The organism is Taibaiella soli, assembly GCF_003236175.1.
Classification (GTDB): domain Bacteria; phylum Bacteroidota; class Bacteroidia; order Chitinophagales; family Chitinophagaceae; genus QKTW01.
The window spans coordinates 69,818-87,911 of the sequence record NZ_QKTW01000019.1; the positions used below are offsets into that span (position 1 = coordinate 69,818).

Here is an 18,094-nt window from a genome sequence, read left to right on the forward strand (position 1 = left end):
GTACAGAATGTAGTTGCTGTTGCAGCAGTGATCGTTGCTGTTGGGGCCGGATTTACAGCTACAGTAGTTGCAGTAGAAGTAGAAGAGCAGCTGCCGTTAGAAACAGTTACAGTGTAAGACCCCGCAGCAGTTGCGGTATAAGAAGCATTCGTTGCACCGGTAATATTCGTACCATTCGACCATTGGTAAGTCAAACCTGTGCCGGTATTCGCATTCAGCACTACTGAGCTGCCTGCACAGAATGTTGTAGGACCAGCCGGTGTAATCGTTGCACCAGTGCCGTTCAGTACATTTACCGTAGTCGCAGCGGAAGTTGCCGTACAAGTACCGTTTGAAACTACTACTGTATAACTGCCCGCAGCGTTTGCTGTATAAGAAGCCGTAGAAGCGCCATTAATAGCATTAGCGCCGTTCATCCATTGATACGTAAGACCAGTACCAGTATTGGCATTCAATACTACAGAACCACCGGTACACAAATTCGTAGAACCAGCAGCCGTAATCGTTGCGGTTGGTGCCGGATTAACAGTGATGACTGTCGCAGCAGAAGTAGCAGAACAAGTACCGTTAGAAACTACAACCGTAAGCGTTGCTGCTGCACTGGCTGTAAAAGAAGCATTAGTTGCGCCTGTGATGTTCGTACCATTTTTCCATTGATAAGTAAGACCAGTACCGGTGTTCGCATTCAACACTACTGAGCTGCCTGCACAGATGGCAGTCGGACCTGCAGCATTGATCGTAGCGGCTGGCAGTGGATTTACCGTTACCGTTGTTGCCGTAGAAGTTGCGGAACATGTACCGTTTGAAACAGTTACCGTGTAGGTACCCGCTGCGTTTGCTGTATAAGAAGCGTTAGTCGCGCCGGTAATGTTGGTACCGTTTGACCATTGATAAGTAAGACCCGTTCCTGTATTGGCATTCAGAACAACCGAACCACCTGTGCAGAAAGTAGTAGTACTTGCTGCAGTAATCGTTGCTGTCGGTGCCGCTACTGTGAGCGCTACCGGAGTAGTCGTAGTGCTGCTGCAGGATGTAACCGCAACGGAATAGTTACCCGCATCGGTTGTTGCAGCACCAGTGATAGTATAAGAATTGGTATTGGCGCCTGTAATGGCGTTGCCATCTTTCATCCACTGATAAGTAAGATTACTGCCGGATGCCGCTACTGTAAAAGTTGCGTTACCGCCCACACAAGTTGATTGTGCTGTAGGCGCGGTATTAATCGTTGGTGCTGCACAGTTTGGCGCAAATGCAATGCCGCGGAACACTTTATTAGCACTCACCGTTGCAAGTGTCGTCACAGTTGTATTTGATGACGAGATAGCCGTATTAAGACCGTTGCCATCCACAATCGCTACCATTTTGGTACCGGAGGTGGCATATAAAAACACACTGTCGTTTCTGACATAACAAGTAACACCTCTGTAAGCATCAGAACTGCTGCCTACGCTGCCCTTTGCTGTCCAGGTACCCGAAATGTTCGAATATTTCATGATACCCACACCGTCGTCCGCTATGTAAATAATGGAACTGCCATTGCTTAATGTAGCCATTGTCGATTCATTTGGGCTACCACCGGAAATTGGCATACCTGTCAGGTTTACTATCGTCTGCCCGGCAGTAGTAGGAAGTCCTGTACCAACAGCAGCCATACGAATCGCCCCCGATGAAGATGTAGTGTAAAGCTGACCGTTAAATATATTTACGCAACGAACGTTATTAGATGTAGTACTGAGATTAACTGCTGTCGCAGATGCGGCAGTGCCATAATACACTCCCCCGCTTCCGCCGCCACCTATCCAGATATTGATGCTGTCGGTGGTAATCGCACTCCGGGTATTGGCGCCGGAAGCAATATTATTAAATGCAGCAGTCGTAGACACAACACCCTGACTATTTACAATACCCACCACACGCGCAACGCTTGCACTGGTTGTACTGGCAACCCCCGTAGTACCTACGGTTGCATCATAACCCGGAATAGCCAAATATTTACCGTCTGGGGATAAATGGAGAAAACCATCGCTGGTAGCACTTCCGCTTTCCGTCAGCATATGGTTGTTACCTGAAGTTGCCGTTGGCATGGCGATCGACTGAACTAGCATCCCTGCAGGTGTATACTCATCCAGAAAAACAGGGGCAGCAATCCCACTCAATGCAGTGGAGCCATCTCCTACACGTTCGATCACCAGGTTGCCGGCACCGAATGGCTGCTGGGCTTTCGTCACTAAAGAGCTAAGTATTAAGCATGGAAGCAGCCATTGCTTGATACGGGTAGTTTTAATATTCATAAAAGAGAAAATTCCGTCAAAACTATCCTCCCAGCATAACCATATTATTATTTGTGCGTTAACTTAAGGTTTCCAAAACAGGCTGTTATCGCTTGATCCGAACGCTTTTTTCACTATCGGCAAGCATCTGATCATTAAAATCAATAGAATGTCTCTCTAACAAATTACCTTTGCACCACTGTTTATAAGCATATAATACAAATGTCTGTCATTCAACCATTCCTTCGGCTAAGCGGGCTGGAACCGCTGGTTGTGCGTCCGGAAACGAATTTTGTCAACGTAGGGGAACGAACCAACGTAACTGGCTCCAAGAAATTCGCTCGTCTGATTCGTGAAAATAAATATGAAGAAGCCCTCTCTGTTGCTCGTCAACAAGTAGAAAATGGCGCCCAGATCCTGGATATCAACATGGACGATGCGCTGCTCGACGGCGTTCAGGCCATGACCACTTATGTGAATCTCCTGCAGAGCGAACCGGATATCGCACGTATTCCGATCATGCTCGATTCTTCGAAATTCGAAATCATTGAAGCGGGGCTCAAATGTGTACAAGGGAAATGTATCGTGAACTCTATTTCGCTGAAAGAAGGCGAAGAGAAATTCATCGACCAGGCATTTATCTGTAAAAGCTACGGCGCATCTGTTATTGTAATGGCCTTCGACGAAAACGGTCAGGCTGATACATTACAACGTCGGGTAGATATTTGTCAGCGTGCTTATGATATCCTCACACAAAAAGTAGGATATCATCCTGAAGACATCATTTTCGATCCAAACATATTTGCGATAGCGACCGGTATCGAAGAGCATAACAACTATGCGATCGACTTTATCGAAGCTACGCGCCAGATCAAACAACGCATGCCGCTCACCAAAATAAGCGGTGGCGTGAGTAACGTTTCTTTCTCCTTCCGGGGAAATGATGCGGTGCGTGAAGCCATTCACAGCGTATTCCTCCTGCATGCTATTAAAGCCGGTATGGATATGGGTATCGTGAATGCAGGTCAACTTCAGGTTTACGATGAAATCGAACCACAACTCCGCGAACTCTGCGAAGATGTGATCATGAATAAACATCCGGATGCTACGGAGCGACTGGTGACATTCGCAGAAACCGTAAAAGCAAAAGGCAAAGAAGAGAAGAAAGATGATGTATGGCGCAGCAATTCTGTAGAAGAACGTCTGAAACATGCATTGGTAAATGGTATCACAGAATTCATTGAGGCCGACACAGAAGAAGCACGTCAAAAATATCCGAAACCACTCGATGTGATCGAAGGCCCGTTGATGGCCGGCATGGATGTGGTCGGTGACTTATTTGGCAGTGGCAAAATGTTTCTGCCACAGGTGGTAAAAAGTGCACGCGTTATGAAGAAAAGCGTAGCCGTGCTGACTCCTTTTATCGAAGAAGAAAAGAAAAATAATCCGAATGCACAGGCCGGCGGCGCTGCCAAAATATTGATGGCGACTGTAAAAGGCGATGTGCATGATATCGGTAAAAATATTGTGGGTGTAGTTTTAGGCTGTAACGGTTATGATGTGATTGATCTCGGCGTAATGGTTCCGGCAGATAAAATCCTGGATACTGCACAAAAAGAAAACGTAGACATCATTGGTCTGAGCGGGTTGATCACACCATCGCTCGATGAAATGGTACACGTGGCCAAAGAAATGAAGCGTCGTAAAATGACGCAACCATTGCTGATTGGCGGCGCGACTACTTCCCGTACGCACACCGCAGTTAAGATTGCACCTGAGTATGAAAACGGCGTAGTATATGTATTGGATGCAAGTCGCAGTGTTACTGTTGCGGGTAGTCTTTTGAGTAAAGAACAAAAACCTGGGTTCCTTACCGGCATTGCAACGGAATACACAAAACTCCGTGAAGATTTCGCCAGCAAGAAAACCATCAAACAATATCTGAGCTTTGCGGATGCACAAAAAAATCCGGTAAAAGTTGACTGGAATAATTACACGCCACCGGTTCCAAATCTGAAAGGCACGAAAGTGTTCGCAGATTATGATCTGGCTGAGATCCGTCAATATATCGACTGGGGACCGTTTTTCATTGCATGGGAAATGCGCGGAAAATTCCCGGATATCCTGAAAGATGAAAAAGTAGGTACAGAAGCAACAAAACTTTTCAACGATGCCAATGCGATGATCGATAAAATCATTGCTGAAAAATGGTTAACCGCAAAAGGTGTAGTTGGTTTCTGGGCTGCTGAAAAAATTGCAGCGGATACCGTAGTGGTAAAAGACGAAGCAGGCAACGAACTGTATCATCTGGAATCATTGCGCCAGCAAATTAAGAAAGCAGCTGATCAACCAAATTTCTCACTCGCAGATTTCGTGAAGCCAACCAGCAATCCTGCAAAAGGCGAAGCACCGACAGATCACATGGGCGCATTTGCAGTGAGCATTCACGGCATCGAGCCACATCTGCAACGTTTCATTGCTGATCATGATGATTATAATAAAATCATGCTCCAGGCAATCGCAGATCGTTTTGCAGAAGCATTTGCTGAAGTATTGCATTTGCGTACACGTAAAGAGTTCTGGGGTTACATGAAAGATGAAAACATGCCGATCCGCGAACTGGTAAAAGAAGAATATCAGGGAATTCGCCCGGCACCAGGCTACCCTGCTTGTCCGGATCATACCGAAAAGATCAAATTATTTGAATTGCTGGGCGCCAATGAAAATGCAGGCATTGAGCTGACGGAATCTTTAGCGATGTACCCTGCAGCATCGGTTTGTGGCTGGTATTTCAGTCATCCGCAAAGCGTGTATTTCGGTGTGGGTAAAATCACAGAAGATCAACTTGTCGATTATGCGCAGCGCAAAAACATGTCGGTTGAAGAAATCGGCAAATGGCTCTCTCCAAATTTAGAAGGATAATTATTTATGTTTCCAGAACAACAAGAAGAACGCGTATATACAGCACCCGTTTCTACACAGCCGAAAGCAGTGCAGCTATTCGCAAAGATCATTTCTGTGGTACTGCACCCGGTGTTTATGCCAACCTTGCTGGCACTGATGCTTTACAAATTGGCACCAGTGAGCTTTGCAGGTATCACGCCAAAGGAATTCAACATGTGGTTGCTAAGCATCGGCATCACGACAATCTTTTTCCCATTACTGAGCGTGTTGCTGATGAAGGGCCTTGGCTTCATCAAGAGCATTCATATGTACGATCCGAAAGACCGTATCATTCCGCTCATCACTACCATGATTTTTTACTTCTGGGCCAGTCACGTATTTCAGAATTTACCGAAAGTGCCGATCATCATGAAAGTGCTGATGCTTGGCGCATTCTGGAATGTGATTGTGTTATTTATGGTCAGTATTTTCTTTAAGATCAGCATGCACGCATCGGCCGCTGGCAGTATGATCGGTATCATTATCGTACACATGATGATCAGCCCGATCAATATGAAAATACCATTGTTCATCGCTATTGGCGTTGCCGGATTAATGGGCACCGCACGTCTGCTGCTTAATGCACATAAACAAAGTGAAATCTGGCTGGGTTACGTGCTGGGGATATTGGTGCAGATTGCTGCGTATTGGTATTTGAAGTAACGCGGAAGGCTTAAGGCAGAAAGCTTAAAGCTGTATTATTAAATACAACCGTTTTATAAAAGCAAAGCCTCCACAATCCGTGGGGGCTTTTTACTTGGTTCTCGTATAAACTATGCTTTTTTTCACCTAAGAGCAGCAATTTGCACCTTTGAGCTAGCTTTTTTCACCTCAGAGCAGCAATGTTTCACCTTTGAGCTACCTTTTTCGAGCTCAGAGCACAAATGTTCCACCTCTGAGCTAGCTTTTTCTACCTTAAAGGTGCAATGTTTCACCTTCGAGCTGCATTTTTCCAGCTCAGAGCTGCAATGTTTCACCTCTGAGCTAGCTTTTCTTCCCTCAAAGGTGCAATTGGCAGTACACCATAAAAAAAATCCCGGCGCAAGGGCCGGGATGATCTGAAAATCTGTCTATTTGAAAATCGGTATAGATGGCTTCTGATTTTTGCCCCTTCTACTGCATCCAGGATGACAAAAAATCAGACATCTGCGATTAATTCGTCAAAATATCACCTGTCATTTCTTTCGGTATCGGCAGGCCCATATATTTCAGAATCGTTGGTGCGATGTCGCCCAGCTTGCCTGAATGTAATTCACCATGATAATCATTTGAAATCAGGAACAAGGGCACAGGATTCAGTGTGTGCGCCGTGTTTGGCGTTCCGTCAGCGTTTATCAAATAATCAGAGTTGCCATGGTCTGCCGTCAGGAAAATTGCATAACCGTTTTCCAGCGCTACCGGCACAATTTCAGAAACGCATTTGTCTACCGTCTCTACTGCTTTGATAGCCGCTTCCCAAACACCGGTATGCCCCACCATGTCTGCATTTGCGAAATTGAGGCAAATAAAATCAGCACTTTGTTTTTTGATTTCCGGCAAAATATCTTCGGTCAATTGGAAAGCACTCATCTCTGGTTTCAGATCATAAGTCGCAACGTCTTTGGGAGACGGCGCCATGATACGACGCTCGCCCTCAAATGGAGTTTCACGGCCACCTGAGAAGAAGAACGTTACGTGTGGATATTTTTCAGTTTCCGCAATACGGATCTGTGTTTTACCATCGTTGGCCAAAACTTCGCCCAGTGTATTTTTCAGATTGTCATTGTCGAAAATGATATCCACATTTTTATAGGTCTTATCATATTCGGTCATCGTTATATAATGCAGCGAAAGCGGATGCATGTTCTGATCCGGGAATGCTTCCTGGGTCAATACCTGCGTAATTTCACGGCAACGATCAGTACGGAAGTTGAAACAAACTACCACGTCGCCATCTTTGATCGTCGCCAGAGGTTTGTTTTCACCATCGCACAAAATAATCGGCTTGATGAATTCATCGGTTTCGCCTGCTGCGTAAGATTCTTTGATCGCAGCCTGCGCATCCGTCGCGTGGCGACCTGTACCTTGTGTCAATGCGTCGTAAGCCAATTTTACACGGCCCCAGCGTTTATCGCGGTCCATCGCATAGTAGCGTCCGGTAATGGATGCCAGAAATGCATCGGTGTTTTTAATATGATTTTGCAGGTCTGTGATAAAACCCAAGCCGCTTTTCGGGTCTGTATCACGACCATCGGTAAAAGCGTGAATCGCCACCTTTGGCACGCCGTGGCTTTGCGCCAGATCGCACAATGCCTTCAGATGATTAATATGCGAATGCACACCGCCATCACTCACAAGACCAATAAAATGCAATGTTTTACCCGCATTTTTTGCATCGTCCAATGCATTCATCAAATGAGCATTCTTTGCGAGCTCGCCGTTGCGGATAGCTACGTTAATGCGCTGAAGTTCCTGATAAACAATACGTCCGGCACCGATATTCAGGTGTCCAACTTCAGAATTACCCATCTGGCCGTCCGGTAAACCGACAGCTTCGCCGCAAGTAACCAGTTCAGAATTCGGGTATTTAGAATATAAAGATTTAACAAATGGAGCGTTTGCATGTGCAATAGCGTCTGCAGACGGTACCTGGCCTTTTCCCCAGCCATCCATAATGATAAGCATTACTTTCTTTGACATGGCCGCAAAGGTACATAAATATGCCCCGGGTCGATTTTTAATATTTCGAAATACGTGTGTACTTAATCTATTACTTATCTTTGCCCTGAGCAAGAATAATTTTTGGCACAGTTTTCGATAGCCTTATTTGTAGAGAAAACTTTGTGCCCGTTTTACGAATGAAAAAAATAGTCACTGCAGCTATCTTTATGGTAGTCGTATTTTTTGTATCACTGGTGTCCAGCTACGCGCAGGCCAATCAGTTTGCCAGCATCGCCACAGCTATTCGAAGCGGTGACGCTGTAGCGATTACAAAACATATGGACAACATGATAGACATTACGATCAATAACAGCCAGACTACCTACAGCCGCTCACAGGCTGAAATGGTGTTGCGCAATTTTTTCAGTAAAAACAAACCGAAAAATTTTGAAGTAGAACGCGCGGGCGCCAGCGGACAGACATCTGGTCATTTTAATATTGGCTCGCTCATCACCGAAAACAATGGAAAATATACAGTCTACCTGCTTCTAAAGGAAAAAAACAATGATTTTTACCTACAGGAAATAAGGTTTGTAAAATAAAAATTGATAAACGACTCCGAAACGGGTCGTTTCTTTTTTAGCTTCTATTCCATTTCGATCCTATTCGTTGGTAATTTCGTTTGCTGCATCAGTACTGGAAAAATATCGTTCACTGGCTGGAATCACATCTGCTCTCCTGCCCTTTCCGGCGGCTTACCGGCATTGACTGCCCCGGTTGCGGTTTACAGCGTTCAGTCATTAGCTTGCTGAAAGGTGATATCGCGGTTTCATTGCACCAGTATCCTGCCGGCATTTTTATCGTCACACTATTTCTTTTTCTCTTTTTACATCTATATTTCGACTTCAGGCATGGTGCACTGATTCTGAAAATTTTATTTCTGATTGTTGTAGCACTCATTATCGCTAACTATTTTTATAAAATATTTACACACCAACTGTTCTGACTATGGAAAATCAACACAACCAGACTAATATCTTTAATTCATCGCCACAGCCGCTGCCAAATGCAGTTGCCGTACTGATACTCGGCGTTATTTCTATTATCAGCGCCTGCTGTTACGGTATCGTCGGACTTATTTGTGGTATTATAGCCGTAGTGCTGGGAAGCAAGGATATGCGCCTATACCGTGGTAATCCGCAGGCTTATACGCTCAGTTCCTATAATAATCTACAGGCAGGCCGTATTTGTGGCATCATCGGTCTGATATTGTCTGTGCTCGTAATGGTCTTCTTCATTTATATTATTGCCGCAGTAGGCATCGAAAACCTACAGGACCCGGAAAAAGCACGGATGATTATTCAACAGAAATTTGGCTAACGATAGTTAAAATAAGACGGGACAACACCCGTCTTATTTTTTTATAGGCAGTGTGGTACGATTTTGTAAGCATCATTAGGAAAGAGATATTTTCCATAGATTACATAAATCGATCAATTAACTGTACTATGAATAAAGACAAAATCCAGGAACTCCCGTTTTACGCACGACTGGCATTCACTCTTATTTCAGTGGTGCTCATTCTGTTTTTATTAAAAGAAGGCAAAGGGATTTTAATTCCATTGTTTTTTGCACTCCTGGCTTCTTTGTTGCTATATCCCGTTACCCGCCGTCTGGAAAAATTACATATCGGCAAGGGTCTCGCGTCTATCCTTTCTGTGTTGCTTTTTCTGCTTTGCATCGGTGGATTTATTTTCTTCTTCAGTTTGCAGATTATCGGTTTTTCAAAAGATATTCCCATCCTTGAAACTAAAATCCAGGAACTGCTGCAACATGTCCAGCAGACAATTTCATGGCGCTATCATATCGATAGCACCCAACAAATGGAATACCTCACCAAATCCGCCAATAGCTTTCTTTCCGGCGCAGCCAATTCCATAGGCAATATATTCCTGAATGTGATCGGCATTGTCATCTGGACTGTCTTCATGTTTATCTACACGTATTTCATGCTCTACCACAAAGGCTTGCTGGTGCGCTTTTCACTTGCGTTATTCCGTCCGCATCACCGTGCCAAAGTATACAATGTGCTGACGCAAACACGTGCTGTGATCAATAGCTATGTGATGGGTCTATTGATAGAGATGGCTACTGTAGCCATTCTGAATACCGCCGGATTCCTGATACTCGGAATTAAATACGCGGTGTTGCTTGGATTATTGACTGCGGTACTTAATATCATTCCCTATCTCGGGATTTATACGGGTATGGCGATCTGTGCCTTGCTCACCTTTGCGAACGGCACACCACTGCAGGCGCTGGAGGTAGTAATTATGCTCGTCTTCATCCATTTCCTGGATGCTAATATTTTATTGCCGCGCATTGTGGGCGCCAAAGTCAATATGAATCCGTTCATTACCATTGTCGTAGTGCTGATAGGGCATGCTATATGGGGAATTCCCGGCATGTTTCTTTTTATTCCGCTTACCGCAATGATTAAAATTATCTGTGAACAGGTAGATGCACTGAAACCATGGGCAATACTGATCGGCACTGAAGAAAAAATCACAAACAAGTCCGATTTACCCGATGGAAAGAGCCAATTGGAGGAAGAAGGCAAAGCATAACAGATTTTTCAGCTATTATGACCGCTTTATCGATAAATATTGCCGGTTTATCTAAATGACTTTTCCCGAAAGCCGCTCCCACGTAATTTCACCGTGGGCTTCAATTCATAGGATTGACATCGCGCAGCAGCTTCTTTATTGGGCTGCTGCGTTTGTTTTATATATGCACTATTCCTACTACATACTGTTAATGCCGTTAAAATGGTCACAGTGTAGTAATTTCGCGGCAATATTCGATTATGAAGATAGTTCCAGGAGAAATAAAAACCGCTCAGCTGCATGCGTTACTGCTGGGTTCTGTAGCACCACGTCCTATTTGTTTTGCCAGCACAATTGATGAAGATGGTAATCCGAATTTGTCGCCATTCAGCTTTTTCAATGTATTCGGCAGCAAACCGCCAATCCTGATTTTCTCGCCTGCGCGCCGTGTTCGTGATAATACGATTAAGCACACGCTCGAAAATATTTACGCTACAAAAGAAGTGGTGATCAATATTGTTAACTATGACATTGTGCAACAAACCAGTTTGGCTAGTTGCGAATATCCAAAAGGAACAGATGAGTTTACGAAAGCAGGCTTTACGCCAATCGCTTCTGATCTGGTAAAACCATTTCGTGTAAAAGAATCTCCTGTACAGCTGGAATGTAAAGTGACGCAGGTAATTGAAACCGGTACAGAAGGCGGCGCAGGTAATTTAGTAATCTGTGAAGTCGTTTGTATGCACGTGAACGATGATGTTTTAGATGAAGACGGAAAAATCAATCCGCATAAAATAGATCTCGTAGCCCGCATGGGCGGCGATTATTATTGCCGTGCTTCCGGAAGCGCTGTGTTTGAAGTTCCGAAGCCAAATACTCAACTCGGCGTAGGTATCGACGTACTGCCGGAAAGAATCCGCACCAGCCGCGTTCTTACAGGTAATCATCTTGGCATTCTGGGTAACAGCACGTCTATTCCCGTGGTTGCCGAAATGCTGTATGATGACCGCCTGTCGCAGATTGTACGCGACTACAATAATGACGATAGCGCTAAACGCAATGCATTGCACGAATATGCTAAAGAACTGCTTGATTCTGGAAATGTGGAGAAAGCATGGCAGGTACTGCTGGCCGGGGAATAGTTTCAATTGACAGTGGACAGTTGACAATCGGTAACTGGACACAACGAATAACAAACTGAAATCTCGTTCTGACTGTGTTGGGACGAGATTTTAATTTTGAACAGATAAGCAAGCGAGTAAATCTCTTGCGCCATACAGATTTTCAAATTAAAAAACATTGAACTAATACTAAATTTGCTTTACAAAAATTAATTAGATGATCAAAAAGCTACTCTTTACTCTTTCTATCGGATTGTTTACCCAAGCAGTCTCTACTAAGGCCCAAATTATCAACACCATTGCTGGAAATACTACTATGGCGGGTTATTCAGGAGATGGCGGGCCATCTACATCAGCTGTACTCTACTATCCGACAGCAATCACTATCGACAAAAACGGAAACATCTATATTATTGATCAGGGACTCGGTGCTCAGAAATTGCGTAAGATCGATGCCAATGGTATTATTACTACAATAGCGGGGAACGACACGCTTACTACTTTCAGTGGCGATGGTGGACCTGCTATCAATGCGGGCTTTCAGACGATGGGAGCTTTGGCGGTAGATACATTTGGAAACGTATTTATTTCTGACCCTTACGACAACCGCATCCGTAAAATAAATACGGCCGGCATCATCAGCACAGTTGCTGGCAACGGTACCACAGGATTTAGCGGAGACGGTAACGCTGCGGTTAACGCAAATATCAGTTACCCGCTTGCCATGACAACAGATCTCGCCGGCAATTTATACTTCGCGGACCGCGGCAACCACAGAATCCGCAAGGTCACTACTTCTGGTACCATTTCTACATTTGCGGGAGATGGCAACATCGGCGTCTATCCGAATGTTGGCGATGGTGGACAAGCAACGGCAGCAAAAATGACACAGGTAACCGGACTCGTAATGTCGCCCTCCGGCACGATGTATGTTGCCGATGAAATATTGTACACAATCAGAAAAATCGCCTCGAACGGTATCGTGAGCACCATAGTTGGCGCAAGCGGCAGCCAGCAATTCGGTGCGCCGCGCGGCCTTGCTCTGGACAATAGAGGTAACTTGTATATTGATGATTACTCTTGTCATAAAATCCGCATATTCACACCTTCTGGCATTCTTTCCGATTTCGCAGGCTCCGGAAACTGTAACGGCGGTAGCTGGGGAGATGGCGGCATTGCTACAAATGCAGCACTTTGGGAACCAAATGGCGTAGCGCTGATTCAGATTGCTCCAAGTTGTGTTGCTGTTTGCATCGCCGATAGCCGTAACAACCGCATCCGCGTAGTGGTGGCCAACAATTCCAAACCGACCGTTCACATCAGCGCGTCACAAACGACGGTGACGACCGGTACATCTGTAACGCTCACCGCAACGCCGACCGATGCTGGTGCAGCCCCAACCTATCAGTGGTATAACTGGGGCACTCCTGTAGGATCACAGGCGTCAACTTACACTTATGTTCCGCAGGACGGCGACCAGATCACTTGTAAAGTGACGAACACGGATTGTAATAACGGAGTAGAATCAGTAGAAAGTAATTACGTAACGCTGAATGTAACACCAACACCATCATCAGTGACCGAGCAAGCAATGCAAAATACTGCCTTTGTATTGTATCCAAATCCAAACAATGGCGTAATGTCAATTTCGGGCAATTGGTTTTCCACCGGCGATAAAAAAGTCTCTCTAAAGATTTTCAATGCACTCGGTCAAAAAGTTTTCGAAGAAAGCGTATCCGTGGATAACAGTGTGAAAACGCACGCCGTTAATCTCAATGGTCAATTAGCACCAGGCACTTATCAATTGATCATTTCCGGAGCACAAGTAAAATCAACTCGATTCACTGTTTCGGGCAACCAATAATAGCTAATTATTGATTTATATAATCTCATCTCGATAGCAATATTGAGATGAGATTTTTCTTTTATTACTCGCGTCACTGTGGGGAAACCTTAAGCTAAAATTACCAAGCCGTTGCGACGACGTGAGAGAAAAAAAGCGCCTCTTTTGAGACGCTCTTCAGATAATATGACCACAGAACTTATTATTTATAAACCTGCACTACGCAAGTATAAGATTCCATTTTCTTGATTTGATTTTCGCGGGAAAGATTGTTCAGTTTATTCGCCTTCGGCAAATGAATCACATCTTGTTTTGGCAGTGAACGGATCAGCTGCATCATTGCTTTGCTTGACACCGCATAAGTAGTTCCCTCGCTTGCAGATTCTTTGCTGGTAACAATACCGAGTACGTTACCATCTTCATCCATTACGGGAGCACCGCTCTGACCTGGGGCAGCAGGCAGTTCCAGACGATATTGTACTGAGTCACCGCGCAGGCCGTTTTTAGCGCTGATATAACCTTCGCTATAAACGATTTCATCACCTGGGAAGCCCAATGTATAGACACGTGTACCTAAACCAGCTTTAACATTGGCAAATGTGTAAGGCACATCAGTTTTAGAGAAACGGAAATTTTTGTCTTCGATTTTCAGGATCGCCACATCGTTCTTCTCATCGTAAGCTTCAATGTATGCTTTATAATATTGGCCATCGTGTACCTGCACATACAAAGAATCAGCTTCTTTGGCAACGTGGTAACTGGTGGCTATATAACCGTTATTGGTAACTGCAAAACCCGTCCCGCTTACATTACCGGGCGCTGGCGGATTTGCTTTAATAGCGTCGATTTTCTGATTGAGCTGATGCTGATTGGTTTTAATAGCCTCCACCTCATTGTGCAACTTCCCTAATTGTACCACATCAGCTTTATGACTGTGATCAGCCTGGCGATAAATAGCCACCGAGGCGAAAGAAGTAACGAGTGCTATACCCGCTGCCACTGCTGCTGTGCGTAAATAATGAGTACGTAGGGGAATAGTGCGGGTTTTTGTTTCTTGTTTGGCTGTTTCCTGCTGGCTGATATCAGCGAGCATTGAGCGGAAGTTGGCCTGTTTTCCACTGTTTTGCAGGGAAGACAGCAAACTGACACATTCCTGAAAGGCCGCTGCAAACGCCGGATCTGCGTGTTGACGCTGTTCCAGCATTGCGACCTCCTGTTCCTGCATACTGCCGGAGAGGAATGATTCCGCTAATTGCCATATATGATTGTCTGTAGACATATTCTTTATTCTCTATTTCGACTGAACTCCGTAAAACAGTTTGCGGAGCCGGGTCAGGCATTTATATTTCTGCGTCTTGGCGTTGTCGGGATTGGTATATCCAAACTCACTGGCGATCTGCTGCATGCTTTTATCCTGCGTATAGAAAGCCCTCAACAACGAAGCACAAGGCTCACCCAACTGATTCAGCGCCTGATTTAACTGGCTGTAATGCGATTCCCTTTCTTCATGCACTTTAATCTCGTCTTCGTAAATCCAGTCTCGTCCTTCTTCACTGCCGGTATTTTCCGGGAGGTAACCCGGTTGGCGCTGCATTTGCTGCAACCGCTTATACCAGAGGTGTTTACTGATGGCAAACAAATAAGTACCGATTTTGCAGGTCAGCCGGAAATCTTCGCTTTGAGACTTCTCATATAGTATGACCATTGCTTCCTGATAAATATCCTCTGCATCACTTTCCGAGCCACCATTATTAATGATCCAGTGCACAACGGTAGGATGATGCTGCCGGTAAACCCTTTCCGCTGCAGGTCTGTTTCCTGCGGCCAGTTCTGCCAGTAATTGTTGTTCCGTATTTATTGGGTTGTACACTATTTATCCGTTTTTCTGCAAAAAGTAACCCTTGGGGTAAAAAAATACTTTTCAGCCCTAAAATTAAGCCAAGTAACCCTGGTTTTTTAAAACTTTATTTTTCGTCTAAACAATTGATATTGAATGAAAATTGACCGATACTCAAAAAAAAGAAAAAATTTTTCTGCTACCGCGGGTTACCTTTTTCTGTTTTGGGTATAAATGATAAATAACAAACAAAAAAAATCAAGTCATGAAATTTGCAAAATTAAGCATCTTCGCTCTGGCAATGGGTCTGTTCGTAGCTTCTTGCGGTAACTCAGAAACTAAAACTGAAACTACTACAACTGATACAACTGCTGTAGCTCCAGCAACTCCTGCTGTTGATACAACTGCTGCTGCTGCAACTACAGTTGACACTGCTGCTAAAATGGCTCCAGCTGCTGACACTACTGCTAAAACAACTACAACTACTACAACTGAAAAACACTAATTTTCAGCTTTAGTTAAGTTATAAAGTAAAACCACTCGAAAGAGTGGTTTTCTTTTTTTATGCTATTAAGACTGAAAGCCTTAAGTGCAAAGCTTAAAACGGTGTCATCTCTAGCGAAGGCGAAGGATTATGCGACTGCGCTAAGGGTTACAACCGCTTAAAGTTTTTAGGCTTTAAGCAAAAAAAGATCGCTTTTGGGCGATCTTTTTTATTATTCTTTTCCGGCAATGACCATTACAATTTCTCCTTTAGGCGGATTAGCTTCGTAATGTGCGGCCAGCGTTGTTAGACTTTCTACTCTGGTTTCTTCAAACATTTTGGTGAGCTCACGACATACTGCACCTTGGCGTTCGGGACCTAAAAAAGTAGCCAGCTCCTGCAGCGTTTTCACCAACCGGTGTGGCGATTCATACAGAATAATGGTACGTTCTTCTTCTGCCAATTTTTTCATGGCCGTCTGCCTGCCTTTTTTCACCGGAAGAAATCCTTCAAAAACAAAGCGGTTGGACGGAATACCCGACTGAACCAGTGCAGGAACAAATGCGGTAGCACCCGGCAAGCATTCCACCGGAATGCCATTACGCATGCATTCTCTTATCAATAAAAAGCCCGGATCTGAAATCCCCGGAGTTCCGGCATCGGTAAGTAATGCAAATGTTTTGCCTGCTTGCAGCTGCGATACTAAATGAGCTAAAACCTTATGTTCGTTATGCTGATGATACGGAGTCAGCGGTTTCTGAATATCATAATGTTTCAGCAGAAAACCACTGGTACGTGTGTCTTCACAGAGTATCACATCCGCCTGTTTCAAAACTTCTACGGCACGGTAGGTAATATCCCCCAGGTTGCCAATAGGTGAAGGAATGAGATAAAGGCGCATAATGATACAATATTAGATAGACAAACCGTTTGGAAACAGCAAATTAACCTTCGATGACGGATACTTCGAAAGCTTCCATTACCTGGTTAGCCAGCAATTTTTTGCAAGCGTCTTCAGCCAGTTGAGCTGCTGCTTCTTTGGTACCAGCTTCGATATTTAATGTAATGTGTTTGCCGATACGTACATCCTGAATCTGAGACAGGCCCAGGTTGTGAAGGCTGTTGTTTACTGCTTTACCCTGAGGATCCAACAGCTCTTTGTGCGGCATTACATTGATATGTGCTATGTATTTCATCGAAAAGAAAATTTTAAAAAGAAGTGCAAAGGTAAGTTACAAACTGGCTTCTGCGGTAGTTTTCTCTACAGGTTGTTTGTAAAACAGTGATAAAAGGATGTATAAAATAAATGCAAATGGAATAGCAGCACTTTTAACTGCAAAGAATAAAGCCACAGTGGCCACTATTAAAATCAGCTGCGGCCATGTATGCGCCATATCCCATTTCGCTGGCATCAGCTTGATGAAGCGAATCTTCGAAACCATCAGCCATGACAGCAACGCAATAATTAAATAAATCACCCATTTATTATACAGGAATTCGCCGATGCCATATGGATTATACCATAAAAGCAAAGGGAATGATGCTACAAAAATTCCGGCGGCGGGAATTGGCATACCAGTAAAACCACCTTTTTGCGGAGCAGAAACATTAAACCTTGCGAGACGCAGCGCACCAAAACATGCCAGCAAAAATGCAGGAGCCGTGGTAAGCATGCTTGCATTGAGCGCACCTGGTTCTTTCATTTCGGCAGCCCATAGCAATTTAAAAAGAATCATCGCCGGTGCTACACCAAATGAAACAAGGTCTGCCAGAGAATCAAGATCTTTTCCTATAGGAGAAAAAAGCTGCAGCGAGCGAGCTACGAAACCATCAAGAATATCACAGATCGCTGCAATACCGATCAGCAGGCTGCCCCAGTATAATTGTTCTACGCCCCAAACCGGCAGTGAGATACCGCCTTGTGCAATGTAAAAAGGCTGTGCATTTAATATAAAAGCAATGGCACTACAACCACAAAAAAGGTTTGCCAAAGTCAACAGATTCGGTAAATGCTTCATGAGGCACCAAATGTAATAAAAAAGCGTAAAGCTCATAGCCTAAAGCTTATGACCGAAAGCTCCCGCTCCGCTCACCAGACAAAATGAGCAGCTTTCTCCTTTTGAGCCTTCAGCGTTGAGCTTGCTTAACATCCGTGAAACGAGCTGATAACATTGCTTAACAAACGCCGGAGGTAGCTTTACATTGTAAAAAGAAACAAACAGATTGCAGTCTGTTATACAATACTCCAAGTGGAAAGGGGAGTTACAAAGCAAGAGCCGGGTTCGCCCCGGCTTTTTCGTTTTAGCCGATGTTCCATTCTCTCGTTACGATGTTTAATTACACAACCTGC

Annotated in this window: 16 protein-coding genes; 9 read left to right on the forward strand and 7 right to left on the reverse strand. The window is 44.5% G+C overall.

The genetic code is table 11. From position 1 onward, the window contains the following. A partial coding sequence (locus DN068_RS14375; protein WP_165836404.1) for a beta strand repeat-containing protein occupies positions 1-2,291 on the reverse strand: 2,291 nt, incomplete at its 3' end. 201 nt (positions 2,292-2,492) lie between these two features. On the opposite strand from DN068_RS14375, the gene metH reads away from it, so the two are divergent. Both metH and DN068_RS14385 read left to right on the forward strand, forming a co-directional pair. Beyond that, entirely contained in the window at positions 2,493-5,192 is a 2,700-nt protein-coding gene (gene metH / locus DN068_RS14380; RefSeq protein WP_110999629.1) for a methionine synthase, read from the forward strand. Positions 5,193-5,198: 6 nt separating this feature from the next. Then, positions 5,199-5,876: a hypothetical protein gene (locus tag DN068_RS14385; RefSeq protein ID WP_110999630.1), complete on the forward strand. Its 678-nt coding sequence runs from the start codon at positions 5,199-5,201 to the stop codon at positions 5,874-5,876. 489 nt (positions 5,877-6,365) lie between these two features. Here DN068_RS14385 and gpmI read toward each other — a convergent pair whose 3' ends face one another. Further along, positions 6,366-7,892: a 2,3-bisphosphoglycerate-independent phosphoglycerate mutase gene (gene gpmI, locus DN068_RS14390; RefSeq protein ID WP_110999631.1), complete on the reverse strand. Its 1,527-nt coding sequence runs from the start codon at positions 7,890-7,892 to the stop codon at positions 6,366-6,368. Between the two features lie 158 nt (positions 7,893-8,050). On the opposite strand from gpmI, the gene DN068_RS14395 reads away from it, so the two are divergent. The 6 genes from DN068_RS14395 (at position 8,051) to DN068_RS14420 (ending at position 13,444) form a co-directional block, all read left to right on the forward strand. Beyond that, a complete protein-coding gene (locus DN068_RS14395; protein ID WP_110999632.1) occupies positions 8,051-8,455 on the forward strand; it encodes a DUF4783 domain-containing protein in 405 nt (134 codons plus the stop codon). Between the two features lie 80 nt (positions 8,456-8,535). Then, complete coding sequence (locus DN068_RS14400) at positions 8,536-8,859, forward strand: DUF2752 domain-containing protein (protein WP_110999633.1); 324 nt, start codon at positions 8,536-8,538, stop codon at positions 8,857-8,859. 2 nt (positions 8,860-8,861) lie between these two features. Then, positions 8,862-9,233 carry a CCC motif membrane protein gene (locus DN068_RS14405; RefSeq protein WP_110999634.1) on the forward strand — a complete coding sequence of 124 codons (372 nt, stop codon included), beginning with the start codon at positions 8,862-8,864 and terminating at the stop codon, positions 9,231-9,233. A gap of 128 nt (positions 9,234-9,361) precedes the next feature. Beyond that, the gene (locus DN068_RS14410; protein ID WP_110999635.1) at positions 9,362-10,480 is read left to right on the forward strand and encodes an AI-2E family transporter; all 1,119 of its coding nucleotides are present in this window, start codon (positions 9,362-9,364) and stop codon (positions 10,478-10,480) included. 239 nt (positions 10,481-10,719) lie between these two features. Further along, a complete protein-coding gene (locus DN068_RS14415; RefSeq protein WP_207798949.1) occupies positions 10,720-11,601 on the forward strand; it encodes a flavin reductase family protein in 882 nt (293 codons plus the stop codon). A 196-nt stretch (positions 11,602-11,797) separates the two neighbouring features. Then, entirely contained in the window at positions 11,798-13,444 is a 1,647-nt protein-coding gene (locus DN068_RS14420; RefSeq protein WP_110999637.1) for an NHL domain-containing protein, read from the forward strand. A gap of 181 nt (positions 13,445-13,625) precedes the next feature. Here the strand turns inward: DN068_RS14420 and DN068_RS14425 are convergent, their stop codons facing one another. Both DN068_RS14425 and DN068_RS14430 read right to left on the reverse strand, forming a co-directional pair. Next, positions 13,626-14,702 carry a S1C family serine protease gene (locus tag DN068_RS14425; RefSeq protein WP_110999638.1) on the reverse strand — a complete coding sequence of 359 codons (1,077 nt, stop codon included), beginning with the start codon at positions 14,700-14,702 and terminating at the stop codon, positions 13,626-13,628. A gap of 12 nt (positions 14,703-14,714) precedes the next feature. Then, positions 14,715-15,293 (reverse strand): RNA polymerase sigma factor, encoded by a 579-nt coding sequence (locus DN068_RS14430; protein ID WP_165836405.1) that lies wholly within the window; start codon positions 15,291-15,293, stop codon positions 14,715-14,717. 232 nt (positions 15,294-15,525) lie between these two features. On the opposite strand from DN068_RS14430, the gene DN068_RS14435 reads away from it, so the two are divergent. Then, a complete protein-coding gene (locus tag DN068_RS14435; RefSeq protein WP_123985356.1) occupies positions 15,526-15,765 on the forward strand; it encodes a hypothetical protein in 240 nt (79 codons plus the stop codon). Positions 15,766-15,976: 211 nt separating this feature from the next. On the opposite strand, the gene rsmI is transcribed toward DN068_RS14435, so the two are convergent. From rsmI to pssA, 3 genes are read right to left on the reverse strand one after another with little or no spacing between them, the layout of a single operon-like run. After that, the gene (gene rsmI, locus DN068_RS14440) at positions 15,977-16,645 is read right to left on the reverse strand and encodes a 16S rRNA (cytidine(1402)-2'-O)-methyltransferase (protein WP_110999641.1); all 669 of its coding nucleotides are present in this window, start codon (positions 16,643-16,645) and stop codon (positions 15,977-15,979) included. A gap of 43 nt (positions 16,646-16,688) precedes the next feature. Next, positions 16,689-16,940, reverse strand: coding sequence for a phosphoribosylformylglycinamidine synthase subunit PurS (gene purS, locus DN068_RS14445; RefSeq protein ID WP_110999642.1), 252 nt, complete (start codon positions 16,938-16,940; stop codon positions 16,689-16,691). Positions 16,941-16,976: 36 nt separating this feature from the next. Next, positions 16,977-17,762 (reverse strand): CDP-diacylglycerol--serine O-phosphatidyltransferase, encoded by a 786-nt coding sequence (gene pssA, locus DN068_RS14450; protein ID WP_165836406.1) that lies wholly within the window; start codon positions 17,760-17,762, stop codon positions 16,977-16,979. Between the last annotated feature and the right edge of the window lie 332 nt (positions 17,763-18,094).

What these genes read in the sequence shown, in the direction of transcription:
- metH (WP_110999629.1), top strand. Translation starts at nt 2,493, where the DNA reads ATGTCTGTCATTCAACCATTCCTTCGGCTAAGCGGGCTGGAACCGCTG.
- DN068_RS14385 (WP_110999630.1), top strand. Translation starts at nt 5,199, where the DNA reads ATGTTTCCAGAACAACAAGAAGAACGCGTATATACAGCACCCGTTTCT.
- gpmI (WP_110999631.1), bottom strand. Translation starts at nt 7,892, where the DNA reads ATGTCAAAGAAAGTAATGCTTATCATTATGGATGGCTGGGGAAAAGGC.
- DN068_RS14395 (WP_110999632.1), top strand. Translation starts at nt 8,051, where the DNA reads ATGAAAAAAATAGTCACTGCAGCTATCTTTATGGTAGTCGTATTTTTT.
- DN068_RS14405 (WP_110999634.1), top strand. Translation starts at nt 8,862, where the DNA reads ATGGAAAATCAACACAACCAGACTAATATCTTTAATTCATCGCCACAG.
- DN068_RS14410 (WP_110999635.1), top strand. Translation starts at nt 9,362, where the DNA reads ATGAATAAAGACAAAATCCAGGAACTCCCGTTTTACGCACGACTGGCA.
- DN068_RS14415 (WP_207798949.1), top strand. Translation starts at nt 10,720, where the DNA reads ATGAAGATAGTTCCAGGAGAAATAAAAACCGCTCAGCTGCATGCGTTA.
- DN068_RS14420 (WP_110999637.1), top strand. Translation starts at nt 11,798, where the DNA reads ATGATCAAAAAGCTACTCTTTACTCTTTCTATCGGATTGTTTACCCAA.
- DN068_RS14425 (WP_110999638.1), bottom strand. Translation starts at nt 14,702, where the DNA reads ATGTCTACAGACAATCATATATGGCAATTAGCGGAATCATTCCTCTCC.
- DN068_RS14435 (WP_123985356.1), top strand. Translation starts at nt 15,526, where the DNA reads ATGAAATTTGCAAAATTAAGCATCTTCGCTCTGGCAATGGGTCTGTTC.
- rsmI (WP_110999641.1), bottom strand. Translation starts at nt 16,645, where the DNA reads ATGCGCCTTTATCTCATTCCTTCACCTATTGGCAACCTGGGGGATATT.
- purS (WP_110999642.1), bottom strand. Translation starts at nt 16,940, where the DNA reads ATGAAATACATAGCACATATCAATGTAATGCCGCACAAAGAGCTGTTG.
- pssA (WP_165836406.1), bottom strand. Translation starts at nt 17,762, where the DNA reads ATGAAGCATTTACCGAATCTGTTGACTTTGGCAAACCTTTTTTGTGGT.